The sequence below is a fragment of the Chitinophaga caeni genome (assembly GCF_002557795.1).
GTDB classification, from domain to species: domain Bacteria; phylum Bacteroidota; class Bacteroidia; order Chitinophagales; family Chitinophagaceae; genus Chitinophaga; species Chitinophaga caeni.
Map to the genome: position 1 here is coordinate 1,380,001 of NZ_CP023777.1, position 26,841 is coordinate 1,406,841.

Sequence of the window (26,841 nt, forward strand, 5' to 3'; positions counted from 1 at the left end):
AACAGCCCCGGGATGGAGGTATCGTAGAGGTAGAGCTACTAATTGGGCTAGGGGGCTTCACCGCCTACCAAACCCTGATAAACTCCGAATGCTACGATACGTACCCGGGAGTGAGGCTGCGGGCGCTAAGGTCCGTGGCCGAGAGGGAAATAACCCAGACTAGCAGCTAAGGTCCCCAATGGTACGCTAAGTTGAACAAACGCGGTCCGGATCCTACGACAGCCAGGATGTTGGCTTGGAAGCAGCCATTCATTTAAAGAGTGCGTAACAGCTCACTGGTCGAGGGTCCGGGCACGGAAAATGATCGGGCATCAAGCGTGCAACCGAAGCTCTAGGGTGGCGCGGCATAAGCCGCCCACCGGTAGGGGAGCATTCCGGCCTGCGCCGAAGGTGTACCGCGAGGTATGCTGGAGCGGCCGGAAAAGAAAATGTAGGCATAAGTAACGATAAGGGGGATGAAAAATCCCCCCGCCGCAAGACTAAGGGTTCCTGATCAACGCTAATCGGATCAGGGTTAGTCGGGTCCTTAGGCGTAGCCGAGAGGCGAAGCTGATGGCAAGCCGGTGAATATTCCGGCACCCGCCCGCAATTCGACGGGGTAACGGAGAAGTGAAAGGACTGCGCAGTTACGGAATACTGCGTTGAAGGGTGTAGTTATAGGCCGCGTAGGAAAACCCGCGCGGCTTGGCGAACCTGATAGTACGGCGAGGCCCCGGCCAAGCCGATAACGTCCCTAACCATGCTCCCGAGAAAACCCCCTAAGGCCAGTTGCGTGGCGGCCCGTACCGTAAACCGACACAGGTAGTCGAGGAGAGTATCCTCAGGCGCTCGGGTGATCCGTGGTAAAGGAACTAGGCAAATTGACGCTGTAACTTCGGGATAAGGCGTACCGCAGCGATGCGGTCTCAGTGAAATGGTCCAACCAACTGTTTAACAAAAACACAGGGCCCTGCAAAATCGAAAGATGACGTATAGAGCCTGATACCTGCCCGGTGCTGGAAGGTTAAGGAAGGGTGTTCGGGGTAACCCAAAGCTCCTGACTGAAGCCCCAGTAAACGGCGGCCGTAACTATAACGGTCCTAAGGTAGCGAAATTCCTTGTCGGGTAAGTTCCGACCTGCACGAATGGTCTAATGAGTTGGACACTGTCTCTACCACGAGCCCGGTGAAATTGTAGTATCGGTGAAGATGCCGGTTAATCGCAACGGGACGGAAAGACCCCGTGAACCTTCACTACAACTTAACATTGATTTTGGGTAATAGGTGTGTAGGATAGTTGGGAGACTTTGATGCGCGCTCGCCAGGGCGCGCGGAGTCGTCGTTGAAATACCAACCTCCTGTTACTTAGAGTCTAATCCCGCGCAAGCGGGAGACATTGTTTGGTGGGTAGTTTGACTGGGGTGGTCGCCTCCTAAAAGGTAACGGAGGCTCGCAAAGGTACCCTCAGTACGGTTGGTAATCGTACGCAGAGCGCATTAGTATAAGGGTGCTTGACTGTGGGGCATACAAGCCGAGCAGGTGCGAAAGCAGGCTAAAGTGATCCGGCGGTTCTGCATGGAAGGGCCGTCGCTCAAAGGATAAAAGGTACTCCGGGGATAACAGGCTGATCTCACCCAAGAGCTCATATCGACGGTGAGGTTTGGCACCTCGATGTCGGTTCGTCACATCCTGGGGCTGGAGAAGGTCCCAAGGGTTCGGCTGTTCGCCGATTAAAGTGGCACGTGAACTGGGTTCAGAACGTCGCAAGACAGTTCGGTCCCTATCTGTTGTGATCGTTAGTAAATTGTGGGGATATGACCTTAGTACGAGAGGACCGGGTCGTACGTACCGCTGGTGTATCTGTTGTGCCGCCAGGTGCAGTGCAGAGTAGCTATGTACGGTCAAGATAAACGCTGAAAGCATCTAAGCGTGAAACTTACCCCGAGATGAGTTTACTTTCAAGGGCCGTCGGAGACGACGACGTTGATAGGCTACAGGTGTAAGGGTGGTAACACCGCAGCCGAGTAGTACTAATTGCCCGTAAGCTTTAACTTTATTATTACCGCGCCGCCGCGAGGTTGGCGGGTAAGGTAAGTAGATATACCGGGCGCATCCCGCCCCGCGTTTTTTTCCCAGTATGACCTTATTAGTAACGTTGCCGCGCGGCGGCAGCGAGAAGATCTTATGGTGGTTATGCCGGGGGTGTTCACCTCTTCCCATCCCGAACAGAGAAGTTAAGCCCCCCATGGCCGATGGTACTGCACAACCATGCGGGAGAGTAGGTAGCCGCCATATTTATTGAGGCCCCGGTCGTTAGACCGGGGCTTTTTTGTTTCGTACCGCCCCCGGGGCCGCGGGCCCGGTTTTTATACAGCCCTTTATAATAATTACCCTTGACCCATCCCCGTACCGCGTGGACTTGCCCGGTCTTATTCAACCCGCTACCCTTAACAGGGAAGCCCGTTTCCCGAATCCATGGAACGGAAACAATGCTATTATAACCTTGTAGGTATCAAGAATTACCCCGATCATTTATTAAAAACCGGGAGTCGAAGGAAATGATGTGTGTGCTAACCGGGAAGAATACAATCAGATAGAGATACCTTTCATCGGTAAATTTTAATATGTAACTTTATTTGAAATAGCGCCAAATTCAGAGGATATAAATGTAAAATTCTGCAACGTTATATTATCTATAATCGCTCGAAATCCCCTATTTAATTATGCGCAGAGAACTAAACCTAATTGATAAATTTTATATGGGGAATATGCTAAGTTTTCGCAATCAACGTGGAATGAGGGAGAACACAATGCACCAGCTTAGAATTAAGACCACGGAAATTTTTATTATATATAATATATGGAAGCGTCGAAAAAAGTAAACTGGGATGATGAAAGAAAGGCATATTTGTGGCTTGCTATAGTTGGAGCCATAATTACCATTGCCTTTTATTTTATTCCCAGGAATTTGGAAGGCAATCATGGAAATGAATTAGTAGTACTACATAAATTAATTGTTGAAAAGGCCCCTGAAATCAAGATGGGTAGACGTGGAAACAAAAGACGGATTATATTACATATTCAAGCATATAATAAACCATTTCAAATAGCAGGTTTTAATTTCAGCGAATTAATTAAACAGGAAATTTTAGATAGCATAAAATTAGGAGATACAATAAACGTCAAAATTGATAGCTTAGAATTTGCTAATATCAATAAAGCCCGATTGTTTGACGATTACGTAGAAATCAAATCCTTAACTAAAGGCGAGCGCGAATATTTAAGTATTCAACGAGCTAAAAGCGAAATGAAAAATGACCTTAAATTGGGAACTCTTTTGGGCATTTATTTAATGGTAAGTGGGCTTATATTTTGGAGTTATAAGTCAAAACCACAAGTAAGTCCAAAAATAATTATTTCTGTAGGTCTATTATTATTATTAATACTAGCTAAAAGATAGTAATCAGTTGCACCAGTTTATCTGGGGGCTACAGTTTTTTACCCATGTAATAAACCAAATGAGAAAATATAGAGAGGATATAAAATTAATAATTCGGGTGTTGATCTACGGAGCTATATATTTTATTATTTCGAAGATTGACAATCCAAGCTTCATATACTTCACATTGGCCTTATGGATTATTTATGGCTTGAAAACCCTTTATCATAAAATCCAATACCGGAAAGGGTATGCAGATTATATACTTATCCCAACTCGAAATGATGATTTTTTTAGAATAGCATCCTTAACATTGGGAGCAATTATATTTTTCATAAGTATTTATATTCTAATAATTACGAGCCCCCTTATGAATTATGCTGTTATTGGTATTTTCCTTGGACTACTAATTTTTTTTAATGGAATCTTGGATTTGCCTAAAGGAAAAATGCATATAAAAGAAAACATATTAAAGCTTTATGGATTGAAAGATCCCATAGATATAAAGCATCTGACGAAAATTAAAATTGCTAATGCGAGCATTTTACTGCTCCATAATAATGAAGGTAGTATTCAAGCTGTAAATTTTAATATTAACCAGGTCAATGCCGAGTTAATTAATAAATATATTTTTGATAATATGGTCAATGCCGAATTAGTTGTTGTAAATGATATAAAATAATATCATTATTATCGTATACTTCTGCCCCAGCTCATTTTACGACGGATACAAGGTATAATCGTTGCGATTGTATTAAAAAGGATTACGACTAAAACTCAATGGAAGCATCAGGATGCTCCCAAAACTGAAGTGAGTGACCAACGGCTGCTCAATAGTGAACTCAACGATGGCTACAAAAAGCTATTTCAACAATCTAGATTTTTCTCCATAGAATAGCTAATTTTGATATCAATATGAGCCTAGCCTTCCATACATATTTGCGTTCCCATATGAGTCTTGGTGAGCAAGACCTGGAGAGGATTAGTATGTTGGCGATACCTAAAACCTTGCAGCGTAATGAAATGCTTTTACAGCAGGGGCAAATTTGTCGCTATAAAACCTTCGTTGTAAAAGGTTTGATGCGGATTTTTGGAACACTGGAAAATGGCACAGAACGTATTTTACAATTTTCTCCCGAAAATACTTGGACATTAGACCCTGAAAGTTACGATCATCAAACGCCCGCTTCATTTAGTATCGCAGCTATTGAACAAAGCGAATTATTGCTTTGGACAAAGCCAGATTTTGAAATATTATTGAACGAGATTCCTGCCTTAAAATCGTTCTCACTAAAGTTACTTTCCCACAGTAGTTATAGCAGTAGGCATAGATTGTTTTCTTCGTTAAGCGGATCCCCTGAAGAAAAGTATAATGATTTTTTACAGCATTACCCTGATATTCTGAATAGGATTCCTTTACATATGATCGCTGCCTACCTGGGAATATCTCTGAAAACATTAACCAGGATCCGTCACGCCCAATTACATCGCTAAAAGAAATATGGTCAAATGACCACGAAATTGAACCCGGATGTATTGAATTTTGTAAGAAATAATTCAATCATTTATTATGCGAGTATTTGTTACAGGAGCTTCCGGATTTGTAGGTTCGGCAGTTGTTCAAGAATTATTACAAGCAGGACATCAAGTATTAGGCTTGGTACGTAGCGAAACGGCTGCTGCTGCTTTAGTCAAAGCGGGCGCCGAAGCATACCCCGGAAACCTGGAAGACTTAAATAGCTTGAAAAACGGCGCTGCGCAATGCGATGCGGTGATTCACACGGCATTCAATCACGATTTTAGTAAGTACAAGGAAAATTGTGAAAATGATCGGAAGGTCATCATGGCAATCGGTGAAGCCCTAATAGGTACAGATCGGCCGCTAGTGATTACCTCCGGTATGGGTTTATTGGATTATGGCAAGATCGCTACAGAAGACGTTAAAGCGCCTAGTTCTGCCATCATTCCGAGGGCAGCTTCCGAAGAAGCTGCAACGGCGCTTGCCGAAAAAGGGTTGAAATCTTACGTGGTTCGGCTTCCGCCGACCGTTCATGGTCCAGGTGACCATGGGTTTATTGCTATGGTAGTCAAACAGGCCAGGGAAAATGGAAAATCCGCATATATTGGGGATGGCCAGAACTTATGGCCAGCGGTGCATCGATTAGATGCAGCCCAGGTTTATCGCTTGGTAGTTGAACAACAACCGGTCCAGGGGACATTCCATGCCGTTGCAGAGCAGGGGATACCTTTCAAAGATATCGCAAATACGATCGGGCGAGGCATGGACTTGGAAACGCTTAGCCTGGCAGGGGAGGCCGTGGAGCAACATTTCGGCTGGTTTGCAAGATTTGCAGGTATTAATTGCTTGGCTTCCAGTGAATTGACTAAGAAAACATTGACTTGGTCGCCCAACCATTCAGGCTTGTTGGAAGATATAAGCTCGGGCATCTATTTCAATAGTTGAAATAGAAATTAAAAAAGAATTTGCTAGGGTTCGTATGATAACGAACCCTTTTTTATTGGCGTATTTTGTTACAGCAATAAAGTCGATTTGATCCTTTTGATACATAAAATTGATACATTTCTTCTGTAAAAATTTTACCGATCTACCTAACTTACAACCGTTTCTACATTTTTGTCTAAAATTAAAGGTGTATCTAGTACATTTATTATCGAAGAATACTTACTATTTTAAATCAAACCATTTATAAAAAGGGTTATGAAAATGCAAAGAATGACAAGATCAGCTTTGCTCTGTTGGGCATTTATCGGATGTATTTTTTCTAGTTTATCTACATCTGCCCAGGACAATCGCTACTCTCATGTACCTTACTCGGTTCCTTCGCAGCCATGGGACCGGGATTCGTTAGGAAATCACCGGGCTGTTATTAATTTGGATAACGATGCTGCCATTGCGCATGTATACCTTGAATGGCGTAGGCGGGACAAAAATCCTTGTGATAAGAAAATTATAATAGAGTCGGCCACGAAACATCAATTGGTCAAGAATTATTTAATAGAAAATTGTTCCGCAGAGGGAGTGGATATTTATTTTAAACCACTTAGCGGAGAACAACGCTATAATGTTTATTATATGCCCTACAAAAATGAAGGGCGTTCTAACTATCCCAGGGGCGTTTACCTGGCAGCTGCCGACAATTCAAATTCAAGCTGGTTGCAAGGAGAGAAACCTGCTGGAATTAAAACAAATGCCCATGTAGAAACCATTCAATCGGTCGATGCATTTAACAGTTTTTACCCGATGGAAGTCGTGGCAACTGGTAAAGAAGTGCAGGGGCTTGTTAAAAAATATGGCAATAAAGGTTATATCATATTCCCTGAATCCCGGGAATACCCCATCCGTATGAAGGAGCATTTACCGATGAAATGGATATTGAATGCCCCCGCCACCTATTTAAAAGGTACAGCCGATAAAGGGGAATATTTTGCTTTACAACTAGGGGTATATGCCTTGGAAAACCTTGACAACGCTAAAGTTGTTTTTACGGACCTGGCAGATGATAAAGGGAATATCATTTCAAAAAAGTTGATCAGTTGCGTGAATACCGACGGAACAGATTATAAAGGCTATCCTTTAAAAAGGGTCGTTAATATTGAAAAAGGGAAAGTGCAGCCTTTATGGTGCGGCATCGATATTCCTGTTAACACGAAAGCGGGAATATACAAAGGAACGGCAATTGTGCAAGCGGACGATCATACACCTTCTACCATCGATTTGAGCATAGAGGTAACGAACCAGGTTGCTATAAACGGTGGCGCCAACCAACCACAACTGCAAACCAGGTTGAAATGGCTTAATTCTACCCTGGCACAAGAAAATGAGGTGATCAAACCTTATACCCCGCTGTTGGTGAAAGGTAATAGCATCGATTTACTAGGAAGAAAAATCACGCTAGGTAAGGATGGGTTGCCTAGCATGATCCAAACATATTTTAAACCCGAGATGACATCCATCGGCTCTAAAGCTAATAATTTGTTGGCTTCGGCATTTGAATTCAATGTGAAAAATGCCCGCGATGAAGTTTTGACATGGAAAAGCTCCGGTGTTCATTTCACGGAGAAAGAAGCGGGAACGGTGAGCTGGACAGCAACCAATACTGCTGCTGGAATGAAGATGAATATCCAGGCCAGCATGGAGTTTGACGGTCACTTATCCTACCAGGTACAGGTAATTGCACTTGTAAACCAGGATATCTCCGATATACAATTACGTATCCCTTTCGCCAAAGAAATGGCAAAGTATATGATGGGTTTACAATTGAAAGGGAGCAAAAGACCGGCTACTTACGATTGGAAATGGGATGTAGCGCATAAAAACCAGGACGGCGCTTGGATTGGAAATGTAAATGCCGGTTTGCAATTCTCTTTAAGGGATGAACATTACAGGCGCCCGTTGAATACGAACTTTTATTTACAACAACCATTATTATTACCGACCTCCTGGGGTAATAACAACAAGGGGGGGATCAGTGTTGCCGAAGATGACAATAAGGTTTGGGTAAATAATTATTCCGGTGCCAGAACGATGAACGCGGGGGATACTTTATATTACAATTTCGATTTGCTGATCACACCTTTCCACCCGATCAATACGGATTTCCAATGGACTCACCGTTTTTATCATAAGTACGACAATATTGACAGTATTAAGGCGAAAGGGGCAAATGTTATTAACATTCACCACGCTACGCCGATCAATCCATGGATCAACTACCCATTCATCGAACATGCCAAGATGAAGGCGTATATTGATGAAGCGCATCAAAAGGGCTTGCAGGTTAAAATTTACAATACCGTAAGAGAACTGTCGAACCATGCTTATGAAACTTTCCCATTACGGAGTTTGAACCATGAAATTTATTCGCATGGAAAAGGCGGCGGCTACTCCTGGCTACAGGAGCATATCGGTGAAGATTATATCGCTGCATGGTTTGTTCCGGAGATTAAAGATGCTGCTATCGTGAATAGCGGGATGAGCAGGTGGCATAATTATTACGTGGAAGGGATGAACTGGTTGGTGCAAAATGTGGGTATCGATGGGATCTACCTGGATGATGTTGCCTTCGATCGTGTGACGATGAAACGTATCAAGCGCGTATTAACGAAAGACGGCCATCCGGGTATTATAGATTTACATTCAGCTAATCAATATAACAAGAGCGATGGTTTCCAAAACAGTGCAAACTTGTACATGGAACATTTCCCTTACCTGAACCGACTTTGGTTTGGTGAGTATTTTGATTACGAGCATAACTCACCCGAATTTTTCTTAACGGAAGTGAGTGGTATTCCATTCGGTTTGATGGGAGAAATGTTGCAAGATGGCGGAAACCTGTGGAGGGGCATGGTGTTCGGCATGACGAACCGTTTGCCTTGGAGTGCGGAAGCTGATCCCCGGCCGATCTGGAAATTATGGGATACTTTCGGCATCGTAGGTTCTGAAATGTTAGGATACTGGCTGGAAAACAACCCCGTGAAAACATCTGACCCGGCAGTGTTGGCCACCGTTTATAAAAAGAAAGGAAAGGCCTTGGTAGCGCTCGCCAGTTGGAAAGAGCAAGCGGTAGAGGTATCCCTGGAGATCGATTGGAAAACATTAGGCATAGATCCTAAAAAGGCCAGTATTAAAGCTTTGCCCGTGAAAAATTTCCAAGAAGGCAGGCTGTTTAAAGTAGGGGAAACAATACCGGTACAACCTGCTAGGGGTTGGCTTTTAATAATAGAATAAAACAAAGAGTTGATAGAGAAAATGGTGAAGCGATGGAACATCGTTGCTTCACCATTTTTTATTGGATCATAGCCCAAGAGGCATATTTTTATAATCGAAAGTATTATACGCCAGGTATGGCAACCCTGAAAGTTTCTATACATTTACGATCTTGTAAGGTAACGTACACCGTCCTTTTATCCGGTCCGCCAAAAATTAAGTTGCTACATTGCTTTCCTTTCAGTTCAACTTCACGGATTAACTTTCCTGCTGGCGACATCACCGCGATGGTGCCTTTTCCCCATCTTGCGATGTACAAATTTCCTTCTGCATCTACTTTCATACCGTCGAAACCATGATCGTTGAAAGTGGCAAATAATGTTTTATTGGAAATATTGCCGGCTTCATCGACATCATATTTCCATATTTTGCGTTGAATCCCTTCATTGACATATAAAATCTTTTGATCGGGGCTCAATACGATCCCGTTCGTTGTACCCATACTATCTTCCAGCAAGTGGGTGTTGCCATCGGCATCAATGCGCCATAGTTTCCCTGTTTGATCTTTCCAGTTAGGATCGCTGGCAAATAGTTGATCCTTGCTGTTGATACAAATATCATTGGGTTGATTAAACAGGCTATCATGTGCAAAAACACTGACTTGCTTGGTATTCATATCAACTTGCAAGATGTTGTGGCCCACAAAATCAGGCATTAACATCGTTCCTTTGCTGTTGAACTGCACGGAGTTGGCAATACTGCTATCCGGCAGGGTTACGAAGATGGTACCTTCCCCGGTTTTCGTATCAATCTTACCGATGGTGCCGTCTTTTTGGAAATTTACCACGTAAAAATTGCCATCCTTATCGAAATTAGGGCCTTCAATATTTTTGGAAAACATGTTTTCCTTGGTTAGATCTTGGGCTTTGTAAAGCTCTTCCGAAGAGGTTTTGCAAGACATTTGTACTAACGTGGAAGCGGTAAAAAGTATCAATAATTTTTTCATCCGTATGTATAATTTTAATCTTCGATGATTGGATAAAAGTAATATTTTGCCGGAATGGATGTAAATTTATTTGACAAACGTAGTATATAGATTTTTTAATATATTATTTCATTGTTTGTGCTTATGAAATATCTATTCCTATATCTTGGTCTATTGTTTTGTGCTCCCTGTGTATCTGCTCCAGGGAAGAAAATGGTTTATATCTGCAACGGGAAGTATAGCAAAAAATACCATCTCGTCGAGAAATGCCGGGGATTACGAAATTGTTCTACAAAAATTGAGAAAGTCAGCTTGGGAGAAGCAAAGGATAAAGGGAGAACTTTATGTGGCTGGGAGGACTAATTCTTTGCCAAAATTTCCGTTATTTCGCCGTACATTTTTGTAAGTTATGATTCACGTAGCAGATACTAATAACCTAAGTCAACTAGCCATTCATAAAGTTGGAAATGCCGGGCAAGAAGAGCCCTTGATCCTTTCTCCTTCGAACTTGAATTTGGATGATGAAACCGTAGCTAATTTGCTATTGAATTATTTTATCCAACCGTTTGTTAAGAACGCGGAATATTTTCATTTTACACATGATGCCGATATTGAGCTGAATGAAATTTATAAATATTGTAGCTTAATCTTCGACGATAAAGATCAATTCCATGAGCAATCAATTCATATCGCGAAGCACTTATATAAAAGCTCCACGCATCCTAAGATCAAGGGGGGTGAATTGTATATCGTATATTTTGATAATTGCCAGGTAGATGGGGAAGAGATGGAAGCGGTAGGGATATTTAAATCGGAAACGAAAGATACTTACCTGAAAGTCTTTTTACAACAAGATAATTACGGGGTTAATTATGATGATGGTATTAATATCAACAAGCTGGACAAGGGTTGCCTGGTATTCAATACTAAGAGGGATGAAGGGTACAAGGTAAGTATCGTGGATAGTATCAGCAAGCAAAACGAGGCCATTTATTGGAAAGATGCTTTCTTACAAGTACAACGACTGGAGGATAGTTACCACCAAACGGAAACGGCGGTAACGATGTGCAAGGAGTTTATTCAAAATCATTTGCCAAACCAGTACGAGATGAATAAAGCCGACCAGATCGACTTATTGAATAAATCGGCCGCTTATTTCAAGGAAAATGAACAATTCGAGATGGATGAGTTTGCCCAGAATGTATTCGGGCACGAAGATGCGGTAGCTTCTTTCCGCTCATACAAGGAACAATTTCAGAAAGATTTCCGGCTGGATGTTCCCGATGAGTTCGACATTTCTGCGCCCGCTGTAAAAAGAAACCAGAAAGATTTCAAAAGTGTTTTAAAACTGGATAAAAATTTCCATGTATATATTCACGGTGACCGCGATAAGATTGAAAGGGGATATGATGAATTAACGAATATGCAATACTATAAGTTATACTTCGAATCCGAAAGCTAGAAGTTAGCCTCATGCGATAGTTCATCGGCAGTTGCCCTCCCGGCAAGAATCAGGGAATCGTATTTTTCAGTATTTTCTTCGATACGTTTGTATTGATATATAAAGATCTTCTTCTGTACAAGATTATATTTCTTTAATATCCTGTTGAATTTCTTCGATTTCCGGGAAATTTGCAAATGATCCGCTTCCTTTAATAAGCTTAGGTTTTCATCCCAATAGAAAATTCCATATTCCTTAATTTGACGTAATTGCTGTTCCTTGGTATAAGTAGAAGGAAGATTATAAATGCTGAAAGCCAGCTGCCGGTTACGATCGATAGTATCCAAAATTTCCTGGTACCGGAAAATATCGCGGTTCATATTTTGATAGGCGAACACAGAGGTTCCCAAACCACCGATCATAACCAGGAAAAAAGTTACTTGCTGTAGACGCCTCCAAGTTGGGTGTAGTAGGGATGGGTAATATAACCAGCCAAGGATAAAACCCGCTAATAATCCCCCGATATGTGAAGCATGATCGATATTAGAATTATTTTTTAAGCTGAGTAATAATTGGATGCCAACGAGGATCCCGATCGATATAAATAGATTTTTCCTTTCCCTCGGTTCTAATAATTTTTGCGTAGTGATTGCCAATATTACGCCGTATAAACCTAGGATCGCGCCTGAAGCTCCCGCGGAAACAATGAAATCGTTCCACCAAACACTTGCCAGGCTTGCCGAGAGCCCGCATAATATATATGTTAATAAGAAACGCCTGCTTCCAAGGAAAGATTCGAGGTATAAACCTGCCACCATTAGGAAATACATATTAAAAAACAGGTGTAGCACATCGAAATGCACGAACAGGCAAGTCACCAAGCGGTAAGCTTGACCGCGTAACGTACTGGGCTTGTAATTGGCAAAAAATTGTAAGTCGAATGGGTTTACGGCATTGGAATCATAACTATTAAGGGTAATGAGTACAAAGAAAAAGACATTTAAAGCTATTAATATCGGCGTAACGTAATAACCCTTTACAGGGAGGAAAACGGATAGAAAATTCTTAATTACTTTCCGCTTCCTAGTCAAATGCAAAGTGCCGGTATGTTCCTTGTTAATCTCTTCGAACTGCTTTATATATTGCCCGTGTTGCCAGGCGTAATGATCGGGGTTCGTACTGGCGGCGATTGATTGGATGAGGCTTGTCAGCTCTTGTAAGTTCTGTTTATTTTTCCCGAAATCTATTACTTGGGCACCGGTGCATTGGCTGCGGATAATGGCATGATCATCAAACATTTGCACCGTGATCTGCTCGTTCCAAGATTTCCAACTAAAGTGGGTAAAGGCAATAATATATTGCTCGTTAGCAAAACTGATATCCCAGTTCAGGCTTTCGAGGGCCATGCAAGTGTAGGTGAAGAATTGACTCCGAGAAACCTGGTCGTAGGCGAAAGGAGTAGATCGCCCCGGGGGAAATCCGATCATCCTGGTGAGTTACTAGTTTGATGTAATTTAATTATTGCTGCCACATTTTGCAAAAAGCTGTTCTACTTTTAACAAAACCTATTGGCGAAGAAGAAAGGCCGACCTGGTGGTCGACCTTAAATTCCTATTTTTGATCCTGCTGCGGTTTCTGAGGTCTTGGTTTATTCCTCGGTTGCGGCCGGTTGGATGATTTATTACTTTTTACGTGATGTTCCTTGGCAGCGGCTTGCTTATTGCCTTGATCTTGCGGTTTACCCTGCTTTTGATCTGGCCTCGCATGCTTGGGCTGCTGTGATGGCTTGGGCCCTTTGGGTTGATTTTTATTTGGAGTGCCATGCTGCTGTTTATGCTGTTGAGCATTCGACTGTTTTACTCCTTGCTTGCCTTTTTCTTTCTCTTTGTTCTTTTGCTTCCTTTTGTGGGAAGTTTTCTCCAAAGAGCGCAAGCTGATTTGTCCCACTACGTCTACGAAACCAAGATCGATTTCCTTCGGTTTGGAGGCAACGATTTCAACGGCTTTTAATTCATCCGGCTTAATACCTTGACGGTTTTGCTTCTGAATTTCCTTGACCCTATCAATCGTTAGCGGGTATTGTTTATTGCTATTATCGAAAGAATACCACATGAGATTCTTGAAGATATCCCTTTTCTGGAGGCTGGCAGTTCCAGAAGCCGTTTCGATGGTTTCGGCATCGTCGGGGAAATCTTTCAGGGCATCGAGGTAGGTGTCGAGTTCGTAGTTCAAGCAGCATTTCAGGCGACCACATTGACCGGACAATTTTGCCTGGTTAATGGAGAGGTTTTGGTAACGGGCAGCGGTGGTATTAACAGATTTAAAATCGGATAACCAGGTGCTACAGCACAATTCGCGGCCGCAGCTACCGATGCCACCAACTTTTCCAGCTTCTTGGCGGGCGCCGATCTGGCGCATTTCCACTTTTACTTTAAATTCGGAAGCGTAAACCTTGATAAGTTCGCGGAAATCGACACGATCATCCGCCGTATAAAAGAAAGTCGCTTTTCGGCCATCCGCTTGAATTTCTACCTCTGTGAGTTTCATTTCCAAACCGAGGTTGCGGGCAAGTGCCCTTGCCTTGATTAGCGCTTCTTTTTCGCGGGCCTTGTTATCAGACATCCGGTTGAGGTCGTCATTTGAAGCCCTGCGTAAGATCTTTTTTACTTCGGGGGTGTCTTCTACCCGGCGTTTTTTCATCTGGAGTTTCACCAATTCGCCGGTTAAATTGACCATTCCTACATCAAAACCGCTAACTCCTTCCACAGTGACCATCTCGCCTTTATCGAACATTTGCTTGGTAACATTGCGAAAGAAATCTTTTCTACTTCCGTTATTAAAACTTACTTCTATGATATCAAATGGTGCTAAACTATCGCCCAGGGGAATATTCGCCAACCAATCAAATACGTTTAAACGGTTACAACCGCCCGTATCGCATCCTCCATTGCTCTTACATCCTTTTGGCTTCCCACTCGCACCTGTACCACATCCGGCACAAGCCATATTATAATTAATTTAAATAAATGATTAAAATAAATTCCTGTCCACACATTACCACTCCACTATATATTGCCAGGTATTACCGGGCGAAACTAAGATACTGAATAATTTTTAACATTGCAGACTTAGGGATAATAGTAAGCAAAGGTACGTTAAAAATTGCCAGCTTGGGGGGATTATTCCGCTAGCCCAGCCTATAATTCAATATTAAGCGCTTATCGGTAAAGGCATTTGTTTGAAGATATACTGCAATTTGATGGAGAGGGCATGAAATAAAATCTTGCCATTTGCATTTCTCTCGATATGGTAATATGCATCATCTAGGATTTGCATAATCTGTTCAACTTGTTGAATATTAGCCAATTTTTGCAATTTTTGTGCAAAATCCACTTCTTCGGGGGAGAATCCTAGTTGCCCGGCATCCATAAATTGTAAACGGATAGTATGTTCAAGGACATTGATAAAATACCGCAAAAATTGTTTCTGGTTTTCCCGGCCGATTTTTGCACTGGAAATCATCTCGACCCATTCTTGCTGGGCTTGCCTATTCTGTAGGAAGATGCAATTGAGCCATGCCCTTAACATTTCATGGTAATCGCTATCAGTATGCTGCAATAAATACAGCGCTTCCCGGTAGTTGCCCGAAGCTATCGTGGCTACTTGGCGGGCCCTTTGTTCATTGGCCCCGTTTCTTTCAATTAACGCTTCCTTTATATCATTAACCGGTAAAGGATTGATGCGGATCAATTGCAGCCTGGATAGTATAGTGGCCAGGATCTGCTCCTGGTTTTCGGCCACGAGGATAAAAATCGTATTTGCCGGCGGCTCTTCGATTAGTTTCAGCAGGCGGTTGCCTTCGTTCCCGAGATATTCGGGCATCCACATCAATAGTATTTTAAATTCGCTTTCAAAACTTTTGAGGTTAAGCTTTCGGATAATATCTTGGCATTCGTGCGCCGTAATATTACCCTGCTTATTTTCGGCGCCGATGAATTGCAACCAATCGTAAGTGCTACCGTAAGGTTGTTGCGCGATAAATTCCCGCCATTCTGCAACATAGTCTGTACTTAATGGTTTGTCCCCGGCTTTCCTGGGAATAACGGGATAGGAAAAATGTATATCCGGATGGATGTATTGCCGCGCTTTTATACAGGCGGAACATTTTCCACAAGCGTCGGTTTCCTGCTTGTTTTCACACACCAAAAATTGCGTGAAAGCTAGCGCCAAGGCTAAGCCCCCGGCACCCTGCGGCGCAAGAAATAACATGGCATGGCTCGTGCGCTGGTTGGTAACAGCGCTGAGTAGCTGGTGTTTTACGTTTTGTTGACCTATAACCTGTGAAAATAACATCTGTTGAGAACTCCCATTTTTTCCAGGTGTGAAAATAAGTTATTTGAAGGAGAGGAAACAAACTTTGGAGAATTTTCCCCGCGCTTCGTATTCAGGTTGGCTGGTTTTGACATAAAACTCCCCGGTTATCAGTAATTTATTTTCATTGATCGATGAAATGGTAATAGATGCGGTGTCACTTTGAGCGTATTCATAGTGATCTTCGTTATACTTACCGACGCTTACCAATGGCTGGGTTATTAGCGACGATTTATTATAAGTATATAAATTATATCTCAATTTATTCTCTAGGAAGCTGCTATCAATCGTAGTATGAACATCTTTAATATTAAATATTATTTTATACTCTTTGTCGATAGCGGCAAGTGTAAATAACTTGAAATCTTCACCCATCGAGCTGGAACGTTGCAGCGTACTATGGAGTACGGATAAGTCTGTACTATCCCCATTCAAAAACATATACATGGAAGCATATTGACAATTATCATCGACATATACATCTTTGTCACATTGAGTACAAAAGAGTAAGATACCGCATAGGATCACGGTATTCAGAACATGCATTCGGAACATAACTGGTTTGGTTTAATGTAAAAAAATTACATTATAAATTTTCAGCGTATAGAATAAATTGGATTACAAAAAGAAGGATTTGGGGCCCTTGATATGAGCTGGAGCGAAAGTACTCGTTTTTAATTAATTATTATAATGATCCGGGAAAAGTTTAAGAGAACTTAATAAAAAAAACCGTCCCAAGGAACGGTTTCTTGATATGACAAAAACATACTCTTTATTTTTTTTCAATCGCTGCAATTACTTCGGGAGAGTTTACCGAAGTTTTAGGTTTGAATACAGCGATTAAGTTGCCTTTTTCATCAACCAAGTATTTTTGAAAATTCCAGGTAACCTCCGTTGGAGTAAACCCTTTTTCCTTGCTTTGCTCGATCAGCCATTTATAAAGGGGATGAATATCAGCGCCTTTTACCGAGATTTTTGCTGCCATCGGAAATGTAACAGCATATTGCTTGGTGCAAAATTCTTTTATCTCGGCATTGCTGCCCGGTTCTTGGCTCCCGAAATTATTAGCCGGGAAACCGATAATAACCAAGGATGATTTATATTTTTTATATAAAGCCTCCAATTCTGCATATTGCGGCGTATTCCCACAAAGCGAGGCCGTATTGACGATCAATATTTTTTTGCCTTTATAACTGGAAAGGTCGATTTTATTGCCATCAATACCTGCAACCTTGAAATCGTAAATATTTGAAAATGCTGTAGTCATGGAAAGCACAGCGGACAGTACCCATAATTTTAACATGGTATAATAGTTTTATCTCCGAATTTACGAAACTTGGCAGACTATTTCCCTTGCTGTAAATAATTTTCTAATGGTAAACGGTTAGTCAGCGAGCGGGCGAGGGTCATCTCATCGGCATATTCCAATTCCCCGCCAAAAGCGATTCCCCTGGCTATCGTCGTAACCTTTACGGGGTAGTCTTTCAATTTTTTGGAGATGTAATATATCGTGGTGTCGCCTTCTATAGTTGGACTAACAGCCATAATAACTTCCTTGATCTCATCCGCCTTTACACGTTCAACGAGACTGTAAATGTTTAGTTGGTCGGGGCCGATGCCGTCGATCGGGGAGATGATGCCCCCCAGTACATGGTATTTCCCGTTAAACTGTTGGGTATTCTCGATTGCCATTACATCGCGGATGCTTTCCACCACGCAAACAATGCCGTTATTTCGGGAAGGCGCCTTGCAGATGGAACAAACCTCTTCATCACTTACATTATGACAATATTTACAAAATTGTATCTGCTTGCGCATGCGTGTAATTGCCTCACCGAAGTTTTCCACTTGTCCCGGTTCCTGCTTCAAAAGGTGCAGCACTAGGCGCAAAGCCGTTTTCTTGCCGATCCCGGGCAATTTTGCAAATTCATTGACTGCATTTTCAATTAAAGCGGATGAGAATACCATAATGCAAAGTTAATCAATTGTAATATGCTATAAATGCAGTTCCAATGGCTATTTGATAGAAATAAAGTCGAGCGAATGGATTATAACGAGAATGTTTCCGGCATCATCCAATTCGCCTTAATATTAATTTTTTTAGGGAAAGCAACGACCCGTTCCGGCTGTTTTCTCGGTGAAATATAATACGAACCCGTATCCCAAATGCCGTTTCCATTCTGATCGAATAGAATCCGTATTTCATATTCTGCGGGATTGATCAGTTCTTGCTTCCAGGTTCCCCCGGTGATGTCACCTGAATATGCCACCTTTTTATCAGCGACCAATTGCATGATGAGCCGCAAACTGGTATCGGCATTTAAAATATTCCGTGTTTCATCGGATATCTCAAGTTTTCCTATGAAAATTCCGTAATCCGTCTTCGTCTTGGCAGAGAAATTTAAGGTATCGGCCTTCGCGGTTGTTTGTCCGAGCGTGTCGGTAGCAAAGCCTTTTGGCAAAATTAGCCGGTATGGACGACCTTCCTTCCAATCGTACAGGATAGACAACCTTGTACCCGTACTATCAAACAAAGTCCTGAAAGGAACTGTACGCAGGGTAGTATCTTCTGCGAGTGTCATCCTGCTACTGTCTACCATCGAAAGGTCCGCGATCGGGATAGAGAATTTCAAGTGAAAGGTATCATTCAGCTCTTGTTTGCCCTGGCTAAGATTATTGCTAACGGTGAGTTTCGGTTTTTTGGCCTTCTTATCGTTGCTTTCTTCTTCTTCGAGTAGGGGGGCAACATAAGGTTGGGTGGTATCATAGGCTTTGAACAATAAAAGCTGTACATCCTCTACATTTTCAGATAGGATAGAAATCGTGCTATCCAAAAATGCGATGGGTTCTTCCATGGATGAATATTGCAAGTTCCTATCCTCTTCCTTGATGGCAAACATTTTATAAGTGCCGGGTGCTAGATTTCGGAAATGGAAACTGCCGTCACCTTTTGTTTTGGCAAGGTATTGAGGTTTTTCCTTCGATACTACGGAATCCTCCAAGTTAGTATATAGCATAACTGCTACGTTACTATCCGCCAAGCCTGTTTCCGCTACCTTGAGCATTCCTTTAATTTCTAATGAATCCAGGTAATCGCCGGTTGAAACTACGTACTGGAAATCTTTGACGGGGTTTCTTTCGTTCACATCCCTGATAGCGTCATCAAAATTGAATGTATAAGTAGTATTAGGTTTAAGTGTATCTTTTATATTAATCGTAACCGTTCTGAACTTGGCAGTTACTACCGGGGTTCTTTTTAAGGTCGGGGAAACGATCAATTTTTCCAAGACATTATCCAGTTCAACATACTCGTTAAAATAAAAAGTTACCCTGTGGCTATTAAAATGCAAGGAAGAATCCTTCGGGGTTGCGCTCACAAACACGGGTGGAATCGTGTCGCGCGGACCACCACCCGGGGGCACAATATTGGCACAATTTGAAAAATATATGACAATAAAAAATAATATAGTTATTGGTAAAAACTTTCTTAATTGATACAGATTTCCCATCCTTCGTAAAATAAAGTATTGCAAACTTAGAACATTCTATGAAATAGGCTATTGAAATGGCAATTTTCTTATTTTTTAACATTTTCTTGGTTGCCGGGGGTGCTTAACCGGTGTTCTTTAACGAAATTACACCAATAGCATCGCGGCTTACCGCAACCGGAAAATAAGTTTAACTGGTGGATTTGATCCCAAGCTATAGCCGCCTGTTCAACAACCGTTGTAACATCCGGCTCGTGACCTTCGACCGGCACCTCGATGATTTTTCCGTCGGCATCCGGCTCTATGTAATGAAAAGTACATTCATTTACTTTCCATGCCTTGCCGGGAAAGTTATTAACCAGGATGCGATAGAAGATACCCTGCCTCCAGTAATTTCCACCGAGCGGCGCTGCTCCTGAAGGGCGGGCAAACTGCGTGGATCTTTTGCCCGGGTTCCCCGTTTTGTAATCTAAAATGGCAACATCATTCCCATCAAATTCGAGTTTATCGATTTTTCCCTGCCATAGCATGTGTTTTACCGGCACGTTCTTGAAATTTCTTTCTATGCTGTAAATATTTGAACGGGTAACCTGCCCGTTTTTTATATAATGTTCTAATATTTCTTGACCATATTGAAGTCGTTGTTCATACTCCCCCGGGGCAAAGTGTTTTTTGAAAGTTTGCATTATTTCTAAGAAATACCCCGGCAATGATTTCACTTCATCTTGTTGTTGCCGGTCCCTGCTCTTTTGTTTATCCAGGAAGAATTGCTCCAATGCATGATGGATAGCCGATCCGAAAGCCATTGCTGCGGATTTTGACTTTGGGCTACGTAATAAGTGTTCATATAGAAATTGGAGCGGGCAGCTTAAAAAACTATTTAAAGAGCTGGCGCTCAAGTTGAATCCTTTTAATAGGGGCCTAAGCATACCTAACGGGATATAATTGATATGAACCGGGGTTACAGCCGGTATTGAAACAGGTATTTGGGCCTGCTGCCGGTCCATGTTATCTAAAAGCGCTGCTAAGAAGACATCTTGGGCTTTTTCATTATTGTATGTAATATATAAATGAATAGGAGCCAGGCTTTCCCTGTCCAGCCAATGGGACAGGAAGATAGGTGAATAGCTTTCAAAGTTTCGGGAAGCGAACCCTCCATTGGGTTGGTCAATTACGAGGAATATTTTCGAAACCCCGGCAGGCGGGGGCTCATTAGTTCTTATTATGCGTAATTGGTTGCTAGGTAAGCTTGGCCTTGGTAGCTGTAACTTACCCGCATTTATTAAGAATAAACAATTTACCCAGTACAATGGTTGATCATCATGTTGCTTGAGTTGCCTTAAAAAGTCTAATGTTTCGATATAATGGGGATCGGTTTTTAGATTAACTGCGGTTACAGATTGAATAAAGCCTACAACCTCTTCATAAACTTTCGGGATGCCTTCTGCTGAAGCTAATGACATCCACTTCTGAATATTTTGATAAGCTACCTGGATAGGGTCAGGGCTACCACTTTCAAATAAACTGAATTGCACCGGCTGTTCCAACTGCCGGCAGAATTTTGAAAAGGTCATTTTTTTGGAATAGGCTGACCTGTTGGCTTGGATAATTTTTAAAGGATCAATATTGAAATATTGGAAATGCAAAATTTCAAATAGTAAATCATCGCAGGATCCGCGATAATTCCATTCAAAGATTATATACTCCAATATTTTCCACGAATTGAACAAATGCTTATTTGATTCGGTATATATTATAATACCCAGTTGTTCTTCAATTTGCTTATATAAAGATCGCGCGGTATATGAAGCCGGGAGAACAATTGCAATTTCATGGGCGGGAACGCCTTTCTTAACGAGTTGAGTTATCCCGTGTACGATACTTGCATATTGTTGGTCAGGATCGTCAAATCCTTGGATGGTGGTATGCTGGTACAATCTTTGAAAAAGTTCAGCATATGGTAAACTGGCATTCACTGGATCGTCAATTTAAATCAGAATCAATGTGATCGGATACCAAAGGTAGCGATAAATGGGATCTGCGAATAAATTTGAAGTATCTTTAAAATAAGGGTTAATATTAAATTACATAAAGAATGGACTATGGGTAAGTTATATTCTATACGATCAACTCAACAGTTGCCTACCGGCATTGAGCAGGCCTGGGAGTTTTTTTCAAATCCCGGAAACCTCCAGCTAATTACACCGCAGTATATGAATTTCAAGATTATATCTCAATTGCATACGAATGGTATTTACGCTGGCCAGTTGATTACCTATAAAGTGAAGCCTGTATTGGGTATACCCATGAAATGGGTAACTATTATTTCCCAGGTTAAGGAACATGAATATTTTATAGATGTACAGCAATCCGGCCCTTATTCATTTTGGCATCATGAACATCGATTTGTAGCTAATGATGGGGGAACGGAGATGATAGATATCGTTCATTATAAGTTGCCCCTCGGTTGGCTCGGTCGTTTAGCAAATAACTTATTCGTGCAACGTCAATTACAAGATATATTTTCTTACAGGCGGCAGCGCGTAGAGGAAATATTTCCAGCAGATATAGTTAATAAGTAGGTATAAGATTATACCCACCGTTTTAAAACTTAATTTGAATTTCCATCCATCTAGCATCAAACAAGAATGAAGATGCATCTTTAAATCTTCAAATTAAAGCTGTTGTTTGTTATGATGTGACCGCTTAACAGGAAAAGTTGTATTGCTTTCAACAAATAAAAATGAATGGATCTTAATGCTTAGACATTAAAATTTGTTGAATTACAAACGTTGTTAGATTAACCATTGCATGCACGATAAATGTGCTGCCAATTTTCATCCAAATGCTATTTTTTAGGGAATAGCAAAAACCGAGAATCAATCCCGCGAGAAAATATACAATCATATACCTGCTAAACCCTAAGTGTGATACTGAGAATGCGAAAGCTGATAATATTATCGACCAGTATATTTTCTTTATCCAGGTTTGAAATAACTCTATCAACGCGTATTGGAAAAACATTGTTTCTATTAATGGCCCGAGAAATATAACATAGAGAAACCGTTCCCAGGTATTCTTAAAGTAAATAAACTGTTCAGCCCTATATTCTTTATTTCCTGGTATGATTGCTAATAACGAATATGTCATCACGATCATTAAGAAGTAAAGTATGAGAATCCGTTTCCAATTCGATAACCTTTCTATTCGCATCGATAACTGGGAATATGTTTTACTCATAGACAGCATTTATTAGCTTTATTTACAAATGGAAGGCCTAATTGTTTTATTTATGAACCTTTACAGGAACAACATGCTCCCTTGCTGCAACCCTTACTTGTAAGTGGAAGCATTCGGTAACCCTTCCCGTCTATTTGCCTTGATAAATTCCCAATATCCTTTACATATCCTGCCAACTATGAAAGCGACATCATAAGCAAAGTTGCTATCGCTGTTAGGTGTGGCTCCCGCATTAATGTTAACGGCTTCTTCCGCTGTAAGGGGCGTACAGTTATATTTTTCAATCTTCATAATGTTTTAAATTTATGGTGCATGTTAATTAATAGTTTTTACTGTTATGATGATATAATAGTAATATGATAATGCATAAATTCTCAGCTCAATTTTGCCGATCCTAGTTCTTTATTGTATTTATAATATAAAGAGCGTAGGCACAATATTTATGCATTCAATAATCGAGAATGGCATCTATATTATTCCCAATGATCAGCATCCCAACCGTCATTGACCCCTTTTTTAATATCTGTCCAGTTTTCAATTGTCCAGGTAACTAAGGCGGCGAAGGTTAACCGTTTTAAAATGCTGGGAAATTTCCCTCCCGAGGTATTTTTCATTTCTGCAATAGTTAAGGGTAGCAAACCCGGATTGTCGAAAGAGCTCATTGAAATATGTTTCATGATAACTGATTTATAGCATCCATGCATGCCTCAATGCGTTTTAAGAATCGCTACATGCATGGATTGCTAGGATTAACAAACAAAGGATATTCGATATAGTAGCTCAAATAATGAGAGATATGCATAACTTTTGATCACGTATCGATCACGTATCGATCTCGCACAATACAATATTATCAGTAGTCCTACTAAAACTAATCCCTATAGATATTTGGGCAAATTGCTTTTGCCCCACCGCATACACTTTCTGTCTACAGATAGGGAACGCTTACAAAGCGTTATGATATTGGCCAAAGCATTTACACATTAAATTGCCCGGCGAAGCTTTGTTTTGCTGTGTTAACAAGCTTCGGATCGCCATTTTTTGAACATCTCCATTATTACTTGAAACATCCTCAATGTTACTTGAACATCCTCAATGTTACTTGGACATCCACATTATTAATGGATAATCCCCTATAGGAGTACAAGTGACTTTTACAGCCTATAGCGCTTCCCTATAAGTCGATACAACCAATTAGTATCAAGTTTTAGTTGGACAATTGTGTTGAATGGTCAATAGAAGTATGTTTGATTGCCGCGCGGGCGGGGAACGAATATGTTTATACACGATCTAGAATATTTATGTATTGCAGTCCTCAATACGGGTTAACTAATAAAGATTCTGAAAGGATCAACCTATAGATATAGGTCGATTTTATATCATCCGATTATAACCCCACTTTAGGATAATGTGCTACGATGATGTATTAAACTGTAAAATGACAAGACTGTTATACAGCATCGTACGCTTTCGGAGCGTTAATTGTTAGTAGCAATGTTAATTACTTCTGTTAGTTGCAATGTTAATTACTGCCGCATAATTTAATCCAAGGTCAACGATATTCTTTTTAGAAAAATGGATCGCATTTGTTAAGGAAATATATAGACATATATCTCCGCTCTATGCTATCGAACTTATTCATACCTCATAATGAAGCACAATGAATAATGTTCATCCAATCCCCAAAATATATAGCCTTTCCTTTACTATTATACTAATGCGAACTTAGTTAGGATAATTAACCGTATACCAATAAGCCGGCCAGCTAATAATTCCTGGAAAATGATTTTAGATAAATGGGTGCAATAAGGAAAATTGTCTTTAGCGCATCTAATTTTTGCTTTTTTGTTGCAATGTAACAGTTGGTTATCATAAGAAACCATTTAAAGAGTTTGGTAATCTATTCACTAAGATTATTTGTAGGCCAATACAAATTAAATACTGCTTTTATGCGCCCCAGCAATCATGAAGAGAGATTGATTGCAATTGATTTAAAGTAAAGATAGGGAATTAAGATACACGGATCTTATTCATTTTGTTCATTCAGGTACGGAAATCTAATATACTGTTCATTTTAATATGTCCTGTTGCTTCAATAGCTGGTTCCGCCGGGTTAATTTATTATGCGCCGGGTAATTCATATTGGAAAACGGTAAAATCGCCTTCACGGAAAGCGTTGATGGTACCGCCCATCTTCTCAATAAAGTCTTTGCATATTATCAGGGCCACACCGGCCCCTTTAAACTGGTTATTCCGGGAAGCCGAATCTCCCTGTATCTCGAAGAGATGCCCGAGCTGCTCCCCGTTTAATTGAAACCCGGTGTTTTTTATCGATATCGACACTTTGCCTTCATTTTGAGCGGTATTGATTTCGATACTACCATTCTGCGGCGAGAATTTAATTGCGTTGTGGATGAGGTTCCTATTCACGAATTGAACCATCTCTTTATCGGCTAAAATGCCGGTTTCCGGACTAATATTCTCCCGGAGCTGTAGATGTTTTTGCCGGATTTCATCATTGTATAAATCTACCGCGCTATCTATCAAAATATTAACTGATAATGGTACGGGTTGATAAATAAAGCCAGGTAGTTGGGATTTAATCCACCGGAGCGTATTTTCAAACAAATCCAAGGTGGTTTGGGATGTCGTAGAAATAGCGTCGAGCATCATGCCGAGGGAAGCATTGTCAAACGGTTGATCCTTATGTACGGCTGCCAACTGTATGATATTCGCGAGGGGTGTTCTAAAATCGTGTGCTATAATGGATAATAGCTTGTTTTTAAACTCCGCCTCATTATTTAGTTGCTTATTCTTTTCTGTTATCTCGTCGTTTTTATTTTTCATCAGGATGGCGTACTGCCTGGCCTTACGGTAAGAGCTGTAAAAAATAAATGTTATGATAATTAGGAATACTGCCAAGATCACCATAACAGATAGCGCTAGTTTCCTATTATTGTTTGCCAAGGTCTCGTTGGTATTCTCCGAATTTTTTAATAAATATTCGAGGTTGAAATGCCGTTGCTCTTTTTTTAATTGCTCCGCCCTGTGGGCATTGTTAATAAATGTATCTGCCAATTGTAATGCCTTGTCTTCCTGCCCGTGCTTCATATAATGTGAAAAAAGGGAGTAGGCCACGTCGGTTAAGGCTTCGAAGTAACCTGATTCAAGGCCGAGGTCATATGCTTTTTGGTAGAACTTGATCGCGGTGTCCGGAACTACCGGGTACAGTAGCTGGCATACCGTGCAATAGGCTTGAATGGCCAGGTAATGATCCCGCATCGCGATGGCAGAATCAGCGAGTGAGATGAATTTTTTTTCACCTGCTTGCCAGCGTAGCGTATCAAATTCATGCGTGGCTTCAATTAACTCGGTATACAAGATGATTCTTTGGTCGTGGTATTTCAGGGCTATCCTCTTGGCTTCTTCTAGCGCTAACTTTGCAGAATCGAGCTTGGTGCTATCTTTCTGTAGGATGCTGTAATAATTGATCCAGGCGTAAGCATTCACGGAATCTTTCGCTAGGTGGGCGCCCCGCCTAATGGCTTCGCGGAAAAAGTAGATGGCTTCTTCCTCCCTGTTTTGATAGAAATAATAGGAAGAGGCGATGTCGGACATGGTGATGACCGTATTTTCGGTATCCCCGGTTTCCTCAAATTGATCGAGGGCTTGGGCGTAATAGTTGGCGGCAGATATCCAATTGTTACGCAAAGTATGGTATATACCGATATTATGCATGGCCATGCCTTTACCTTTCGTATAATCGATACGGTCAGCCAAGTTTTTAGCCAATGAACAGTAGTAATATGAAGAGTCTAGTTGAATCGTTGCATATTTGGATGCAAGAAAATTATAATGGTCAACCAGCTTCGTGCTATCATTGACGCTTTCTTCCGGCGATAAATATGTTTTTACCTGGGACTTTGAGGGTGCGGTTGGTAAAAGGGTACATAGATATATTAAAGCGATGCTTAATGTTTTCATCATAAACATTCAATAAAACAAGAAATTGCCAGTTACCCCTTATGGCAGAAAAGATGCCAACTTTTATTACAATCTAAGAAATTTCTCTCCATTTTGTATAGAATGAATAGTTATAGTAACTGTTTGGCAAAATGAATAAAATGAACGGCGTCTATCTGGCTGCACTTACTTAACTTTCATTTCTAGC

General features: G+C 41.2%; 20 protein-coding genes and 2 rRNA genes (1 of these 22 only partly in view). 9 read left to right on the forward strand and 13 right to left on the reverse strand.

The annotated features are described in order from the left end of the window. From COR50_RS05830 to COR50_RS05860, 7 genes are all read left to right on the forward strand, one after another. Window positions 1–2,032 (forward strand): 23S ribosomal RNA (locus COR50_RS05830) (it extends 859 nt beyond the left edge of the window). 129 nt (window positions 2,033–2,161) lie between these two features. Further along, a 5S ribosomal RNA gene (gene rrf / locus COR50_RS05835) occupies window positions 2,162–2,273 on the forward strand. A 565-nt stretch (window positions 2,274–2,838) separates the two neighbouring features. After that, a complete protein-coding gene (locus COR50_RS05840; RefSeq protein ID WP_098193119.1) occupies window positions 2,839–3,438 on the forward strand; it encodes a hypothetical protein in 600 nt (199 codons plus the stop codon). 58 nt (window positions 3,439–3,496) lie between these two features. Next, complete coding sequence (locus tag COR50_RS22410) at window positions 3,497–4,099, forward strand: hypothetical protein (protein WP_198405785.1); 603 nt, start codon at window positions 3,497–3,499, stop codon at window positions 4,097–4,099. A 233-nt stretch (window positions 4,100–4,332) separates the two neighbouring features. Continuing rightward, window positions 4,333–4,911 carry a Crp/Fnr family transcriptional regulator gene (locus COR50_RS05850; RefSeq protein WP_098193121.1) on the forward strand — a complete coding sequence of 193 codons (579 nt, stop codon included), beginning with the start codon at window positions 4,333–4,335 and terminating at the stop codon, window positions 4,909–4,911. A 76-nt stretch (window positions 4,912–4,987) separates the two neighbouring features. Continuing rightward, a complete protein-coding gene (locus tag COR50_RS05855; RefSeq protein ID WP_098193122.1) occupies window positions 4,988–5,881 on the forward strand; it encodes an SDR family oxidoreductase in 894 nt (297 codons plus the stop codon). 270 nt (window positions 5,882–6,151) lie between these two features. Then, window positions 6,152–9,166 (forward strand): glycoside hydrolase domain-containing protein, encoded by a 3,015-nt coding sequence (locus COR50_RS05860; RefSeq protein ID WP_198405786.1) that lies wholly within the window; start codon window positions 6,152–6,154, stop codon window positions 9,164–9,166. Window positions 9,167–9,269: 103 nt separating this feature from the next. Here COR50_RS05860 and COR50_RS05865 read toward each other — a convergent pair whose 3' ends face one another. Next, on the reverse strand, window positions 9,270–10,151 hold the full coding sequence (locus COR50_RS05865) for an SMP-30/gluconolactonase/LRE family protein (protein ID WP_098193123.1): 882 nt from the start codon (window positions 10,149–10,151) through the stop codon (window positions 9,270–9,272). Window positions 10,152–10,539: 388 nt separating this feature from the next. Between COR50_RS05865 and COR50_RS05875 the strand changes: the two genes are divergently transcribed. Then, the gene (locus COR50_RS05875; protein ID WP_098193125.1) at window positions 10,540–11,592 is read left to right on the forward strand and encodes a nucleoid-associated protein; all 1,053 of its coding nucleotides are present in this window, start codon (window positions 10,540–10,542) and stop codon (window positions 11,590–11,592) included. On the opposite strand, the gene COR50_RS05880 is transcribed toward COR50_RS05875, so the two are convergent. The 8 genes from COR50_RS05880 to COR50_RS05915 all read right to left on the reverse strand — a co-directional run bounded on the left by COR50_RS05880 (window position 11,589) and on the right by COR50_RS05915 (window position 21,406). Then, complete coding sequence (locus COR50_RS05880) at window positions 11,589–13,058, reverse strand: rhomboid family intramembrane serine protease (RefSeq protein WP_098193126.1); 1,470 nt, start codon at window positions 13,056–13,058, stop codon at window positions 11,589–11,591. The genes COR50_RS05875 and COR50_RS05880 overlap by 4 nt on opposite strands. Before the next feature lie 124 nt (window positions 13,059–13,182). After that, complete coding sequence (gene ricT, locus COR50_RS05885) at window positions 13,183–14,577, reverse strand: PSP1 domain-containing protein (RefSeq protein ID WP_098193127.1); 1,395 nt, start codon at window positions 14,575–14,577, stop codon at window positions 13,183–13,185. A 204-nt stretch (window positions 14,578–14,781) separates the two neighbouring features. Beyond that, window positions 14,782–15,924, reverse strand: coding sequence for a DNA polymerase III subunit (locus COR50_RS05890; RefSeq protein ID WP_098193128.1), 1,143 nt, complete (start codon window positions 15,922–15,924; stop codon window positions 14,782–14,784). A gap of 39 nt (window positions 15,925–15,963) precedes the next feature. Next, window positions 15,964–16,497, reverse strand: coding sequence for a hypothetical protein (locus COR50_RS05895; protein ID WP_098193129.1), 534 nt, complete (start codon window positions 16,495–16,497; stop codon window positions 15,964–15,966). A 217-nt stretch (window positions 16,498–16,714) separates the two neighbouring features. Next, window positions 16,715–17,245: a glutathione peroxidase gene (locus tag COR50_RS05900; RefSeq protein ID WP_098193130.1), complete on the reverse strand. Its 531-nt coding sequence runs from the start codon at window positions 17,243–17,245 to the stop codon at window positions 16,715–16,717. Window positions 17,246–17,286: 41 nt separating this feature from the next. Beyond that, entirely contained in the window at window positions 17,287–17,910 is a 624-nt protein-coding gene (recR, locus tag COR50_RS05905; protein WP_098193131.1) for a recombination mediator RecR, read from the reverse strand. Window positions 17,911–17,990: 80 nt separating this feature from the next. After that, window positions 17,991–19,364, reverse strand: coding sequence for an Ig-like domain-containing domain (locus COR50_RS05910; RefSeq protein WP_157760640.1), 1,374 nt, complete (start codon window positions 19,362–19,364; stop codon window positions 17,991–17,993). Between the two features lie 155 nt (window positions 19,365–19,519). Next, window positions 19,520–21,406 carry a RecB family exonuclease gene (locus COR50_RS05915; RefSeq protein WP_098193133.1) on the reverse strand — a complete coding sequence of 629 codons (1,887 nt, stop codon included), beginning with the start codon at window positions 21,404–21,406 and terminating at the stop codon, window positions 19,520–19,522. Window positions 21,407–21,532: 126 nt separating this feature from the next. On the opposite strand from COR50_RS05915, the gene COR50_RS05920 reads away from it, so the two are divergent. Beyond that, window positions 21,533–22,012 (forward strand): SRPBCC family protein, encoded by a 480-nt coding sequence (locus tag COR50_RS05920; RefSeq protein ID WP_098193134.1) that lies wholly within the window; start codon window positions 21,533–21,535, stop codon window positions 22,010–22,012. A gap of 172 nt (window positions 22,013–22,184) precedes the next feature. Here the strand turns inward: COR50_RS05920 and COR50_RS22720 are convergent, their stop codons facing one another. The 4 genes from COR50_RS22720 to COR50_RS05940 form a co-directional block, all read right to left on the reverse strand. Continuing rightward, on the reverse strand, window positions 22,185–22,679 hold the full coding sequence (locus COR50_RS22720; protein WP_098193135.1) for a CPBP family intramembrane glutamic endopeptidase: 495 nt from the start codon (window positions 22,677–22,679) through the stop codon (window positions 22,185–22,187). A gap of 84 nt (window positions 22,680–22,763) precedes the next feature. Next, complete coding sequence (locus COR50_RS05930; RefSeq protein WP_098193136.1) at window positions 22,764–22,961, reverse strand: hypothetical protein; 198 nt, start codon at window positions 22,959–22,961, stop codon at window positions 22,764–22,766. Window positions 22,962–23,143: 182 nt separating this feature from the next. Then, window positions 23,144–23,347, reverse strand: a complete 204-nt coding sequence (locus COR50_RS05935; protein ID WP_157760643.1) for a hypothetical protein — start codon at window positions 23,345–23,347, stop codon at window positions 23,144–23,146. A 1,444-nt stretch (window positions 23,348–24,791) separates the two neighbouring features. Further along, window positions 24,792–26,657: an ATP-binding protein gene (locus COR50_RS05940; protein WP_198405787.1), complete on the reverse strand. Its 1,866-nt coding sequence runs from the start codon at window positions 26,655–26,657 to the stop codon at window positions 24,792–24,794. Between the last annotated feature and the right edge of the window lie 184 nt (window positions 26,658–26,841).

What these genes read in the sequence shown, in the direction of transcription:
- COR50_RS05840 (WP_098193119.1), top strand. Translation starts at nt 2,839, where the DNA reads ATGGAAGCGTCGAAAAAAGTAAACTGGGATGATGAAAGAAAGGCATAT.
- COR50_RS22410 (WP_198405785.1), top strand. Translation starts at nt 3,497, where the DNA reads ATGAGAAAATATAGAGAGGATATAAAATTAATAATTCGGGTGTTGATC.
- COR50_RS05850 (WP_098193121.1), top strand. Translation starts at nt 4,333, where the DNA reads ATGAGCCTAGCCTTCCATACATATTTGCGTTCCCATATGAGTCTTGGT.
- COR50_RS05855 (WP_098193122.1), top strand. Translation starts at nt 4,988, where the DNA reads ATGCGAGTATTTGTTACAGGAGCTTCCGGATTTGTAGGTTCGGCAGTT.
- COR50_RS05860 (WP_198405786.1), top strand. Translation starts at nt 6,152, where the DNA reads ATGACAAGATCAGCTTTGCTCTGTTGGGCATTTATCGGATGTATTTTT.
- COR50_RS05865 (WP_098193123.1), bottom strand. Translation starts at nt 10,151, where the DNA reads ATGAAAAAATTATTGATACTTTTTACCGCTTCCACGTTAGTACAAATG.
- COR50_RS05875 (WP_098193125.1), top strand. Translation starts at nt 10,540, where the DNA reads ATGATTCACGTAGCAGATACTAATAACCTAAGTCAACTAGCCATTCAT.
- COR50_RS05880 (WP_098193126.1), bottom strand. Translation starts at nt 13,058, where the DNA reads ATGATCGGATTTCCCCCGGGGCGATCTACTCCTTTCGCCTACGACCAG.
- ricT (WP_098193127.1), bottom strand. Translation starts at nt 14,577, where the DNA reads ATGGCTTGTGCCGGATGTGGTACAGGTGCGAGTGGGAAGCCAAAAGGA.
- COR50_RS05890 (WP_098193128.1), bottom strand. Translation starts at nt 15,924, where the DNA reads ATGTTATTTTCACAGGTTATAGGTCAACAAAACGTAAAACACCAGCTA.
- COR50_RS05895 (WP_098193129.1), bottom strand. Translation starts at nt 16,497, where the DNA reads ATGTTCCGAATGCATGTTCTGAATACCGTGATCCTATGCGGTATCTTA.
- COR50_RS05900 (WP_098193130.1), bottom strand. Translation starts at nt 17,245, where the DNA reads ATGTTAAAATTATGGGTACTGTCCGCTGTGCTTTCCATGACTACAGCA.
- recR (WP_098193131.1), bottom strand. Translation starts at nt 17,910, where the DNA reads ATGGTATTCTCATCCGCTTTAATTGAAAATGCAGTCAATGAATTTGCA.
- COR50_RS05920 (WP_098193134.1), top strand. Translation starts at nt 21,533, where the DNA reads ATGGGTAAGTTATATTCTATACGATCAACTCAACAGTTGCCTACCGGC.
- COR50_RS22720 (WP_098193135.1), bottom strand. Translation starts at nt 22,679, where the DNA reads ATGCTGTCTATGAGTAAAACATATTCCCAGTTATCGATGCGAATAGAA.
- COR50_RS05930 (WP_098193136.1), bottom strand. Translation starts at nt 22,961, where the DNA reads ATGAAGATTGAAAAATATAACTGTACGCCCCTTACAGCGGAAGAAGCC.
- COR50_RS05935 (WP_157760643.1), bottom strand. Translation starts at nt 23,347, where the DNA reads ATGAAACATATTTCAATGAGCTCTTTCGACAATCCGGGTTTGCTACCC.
- COR50_RS05940 (WP_198405787.1), bottom strand. Translation starts at nt 26,657, where the DNA reads ATGATGAAAACATTAAGCATCGCTTTAATATATCTATGTACCCTTTTA.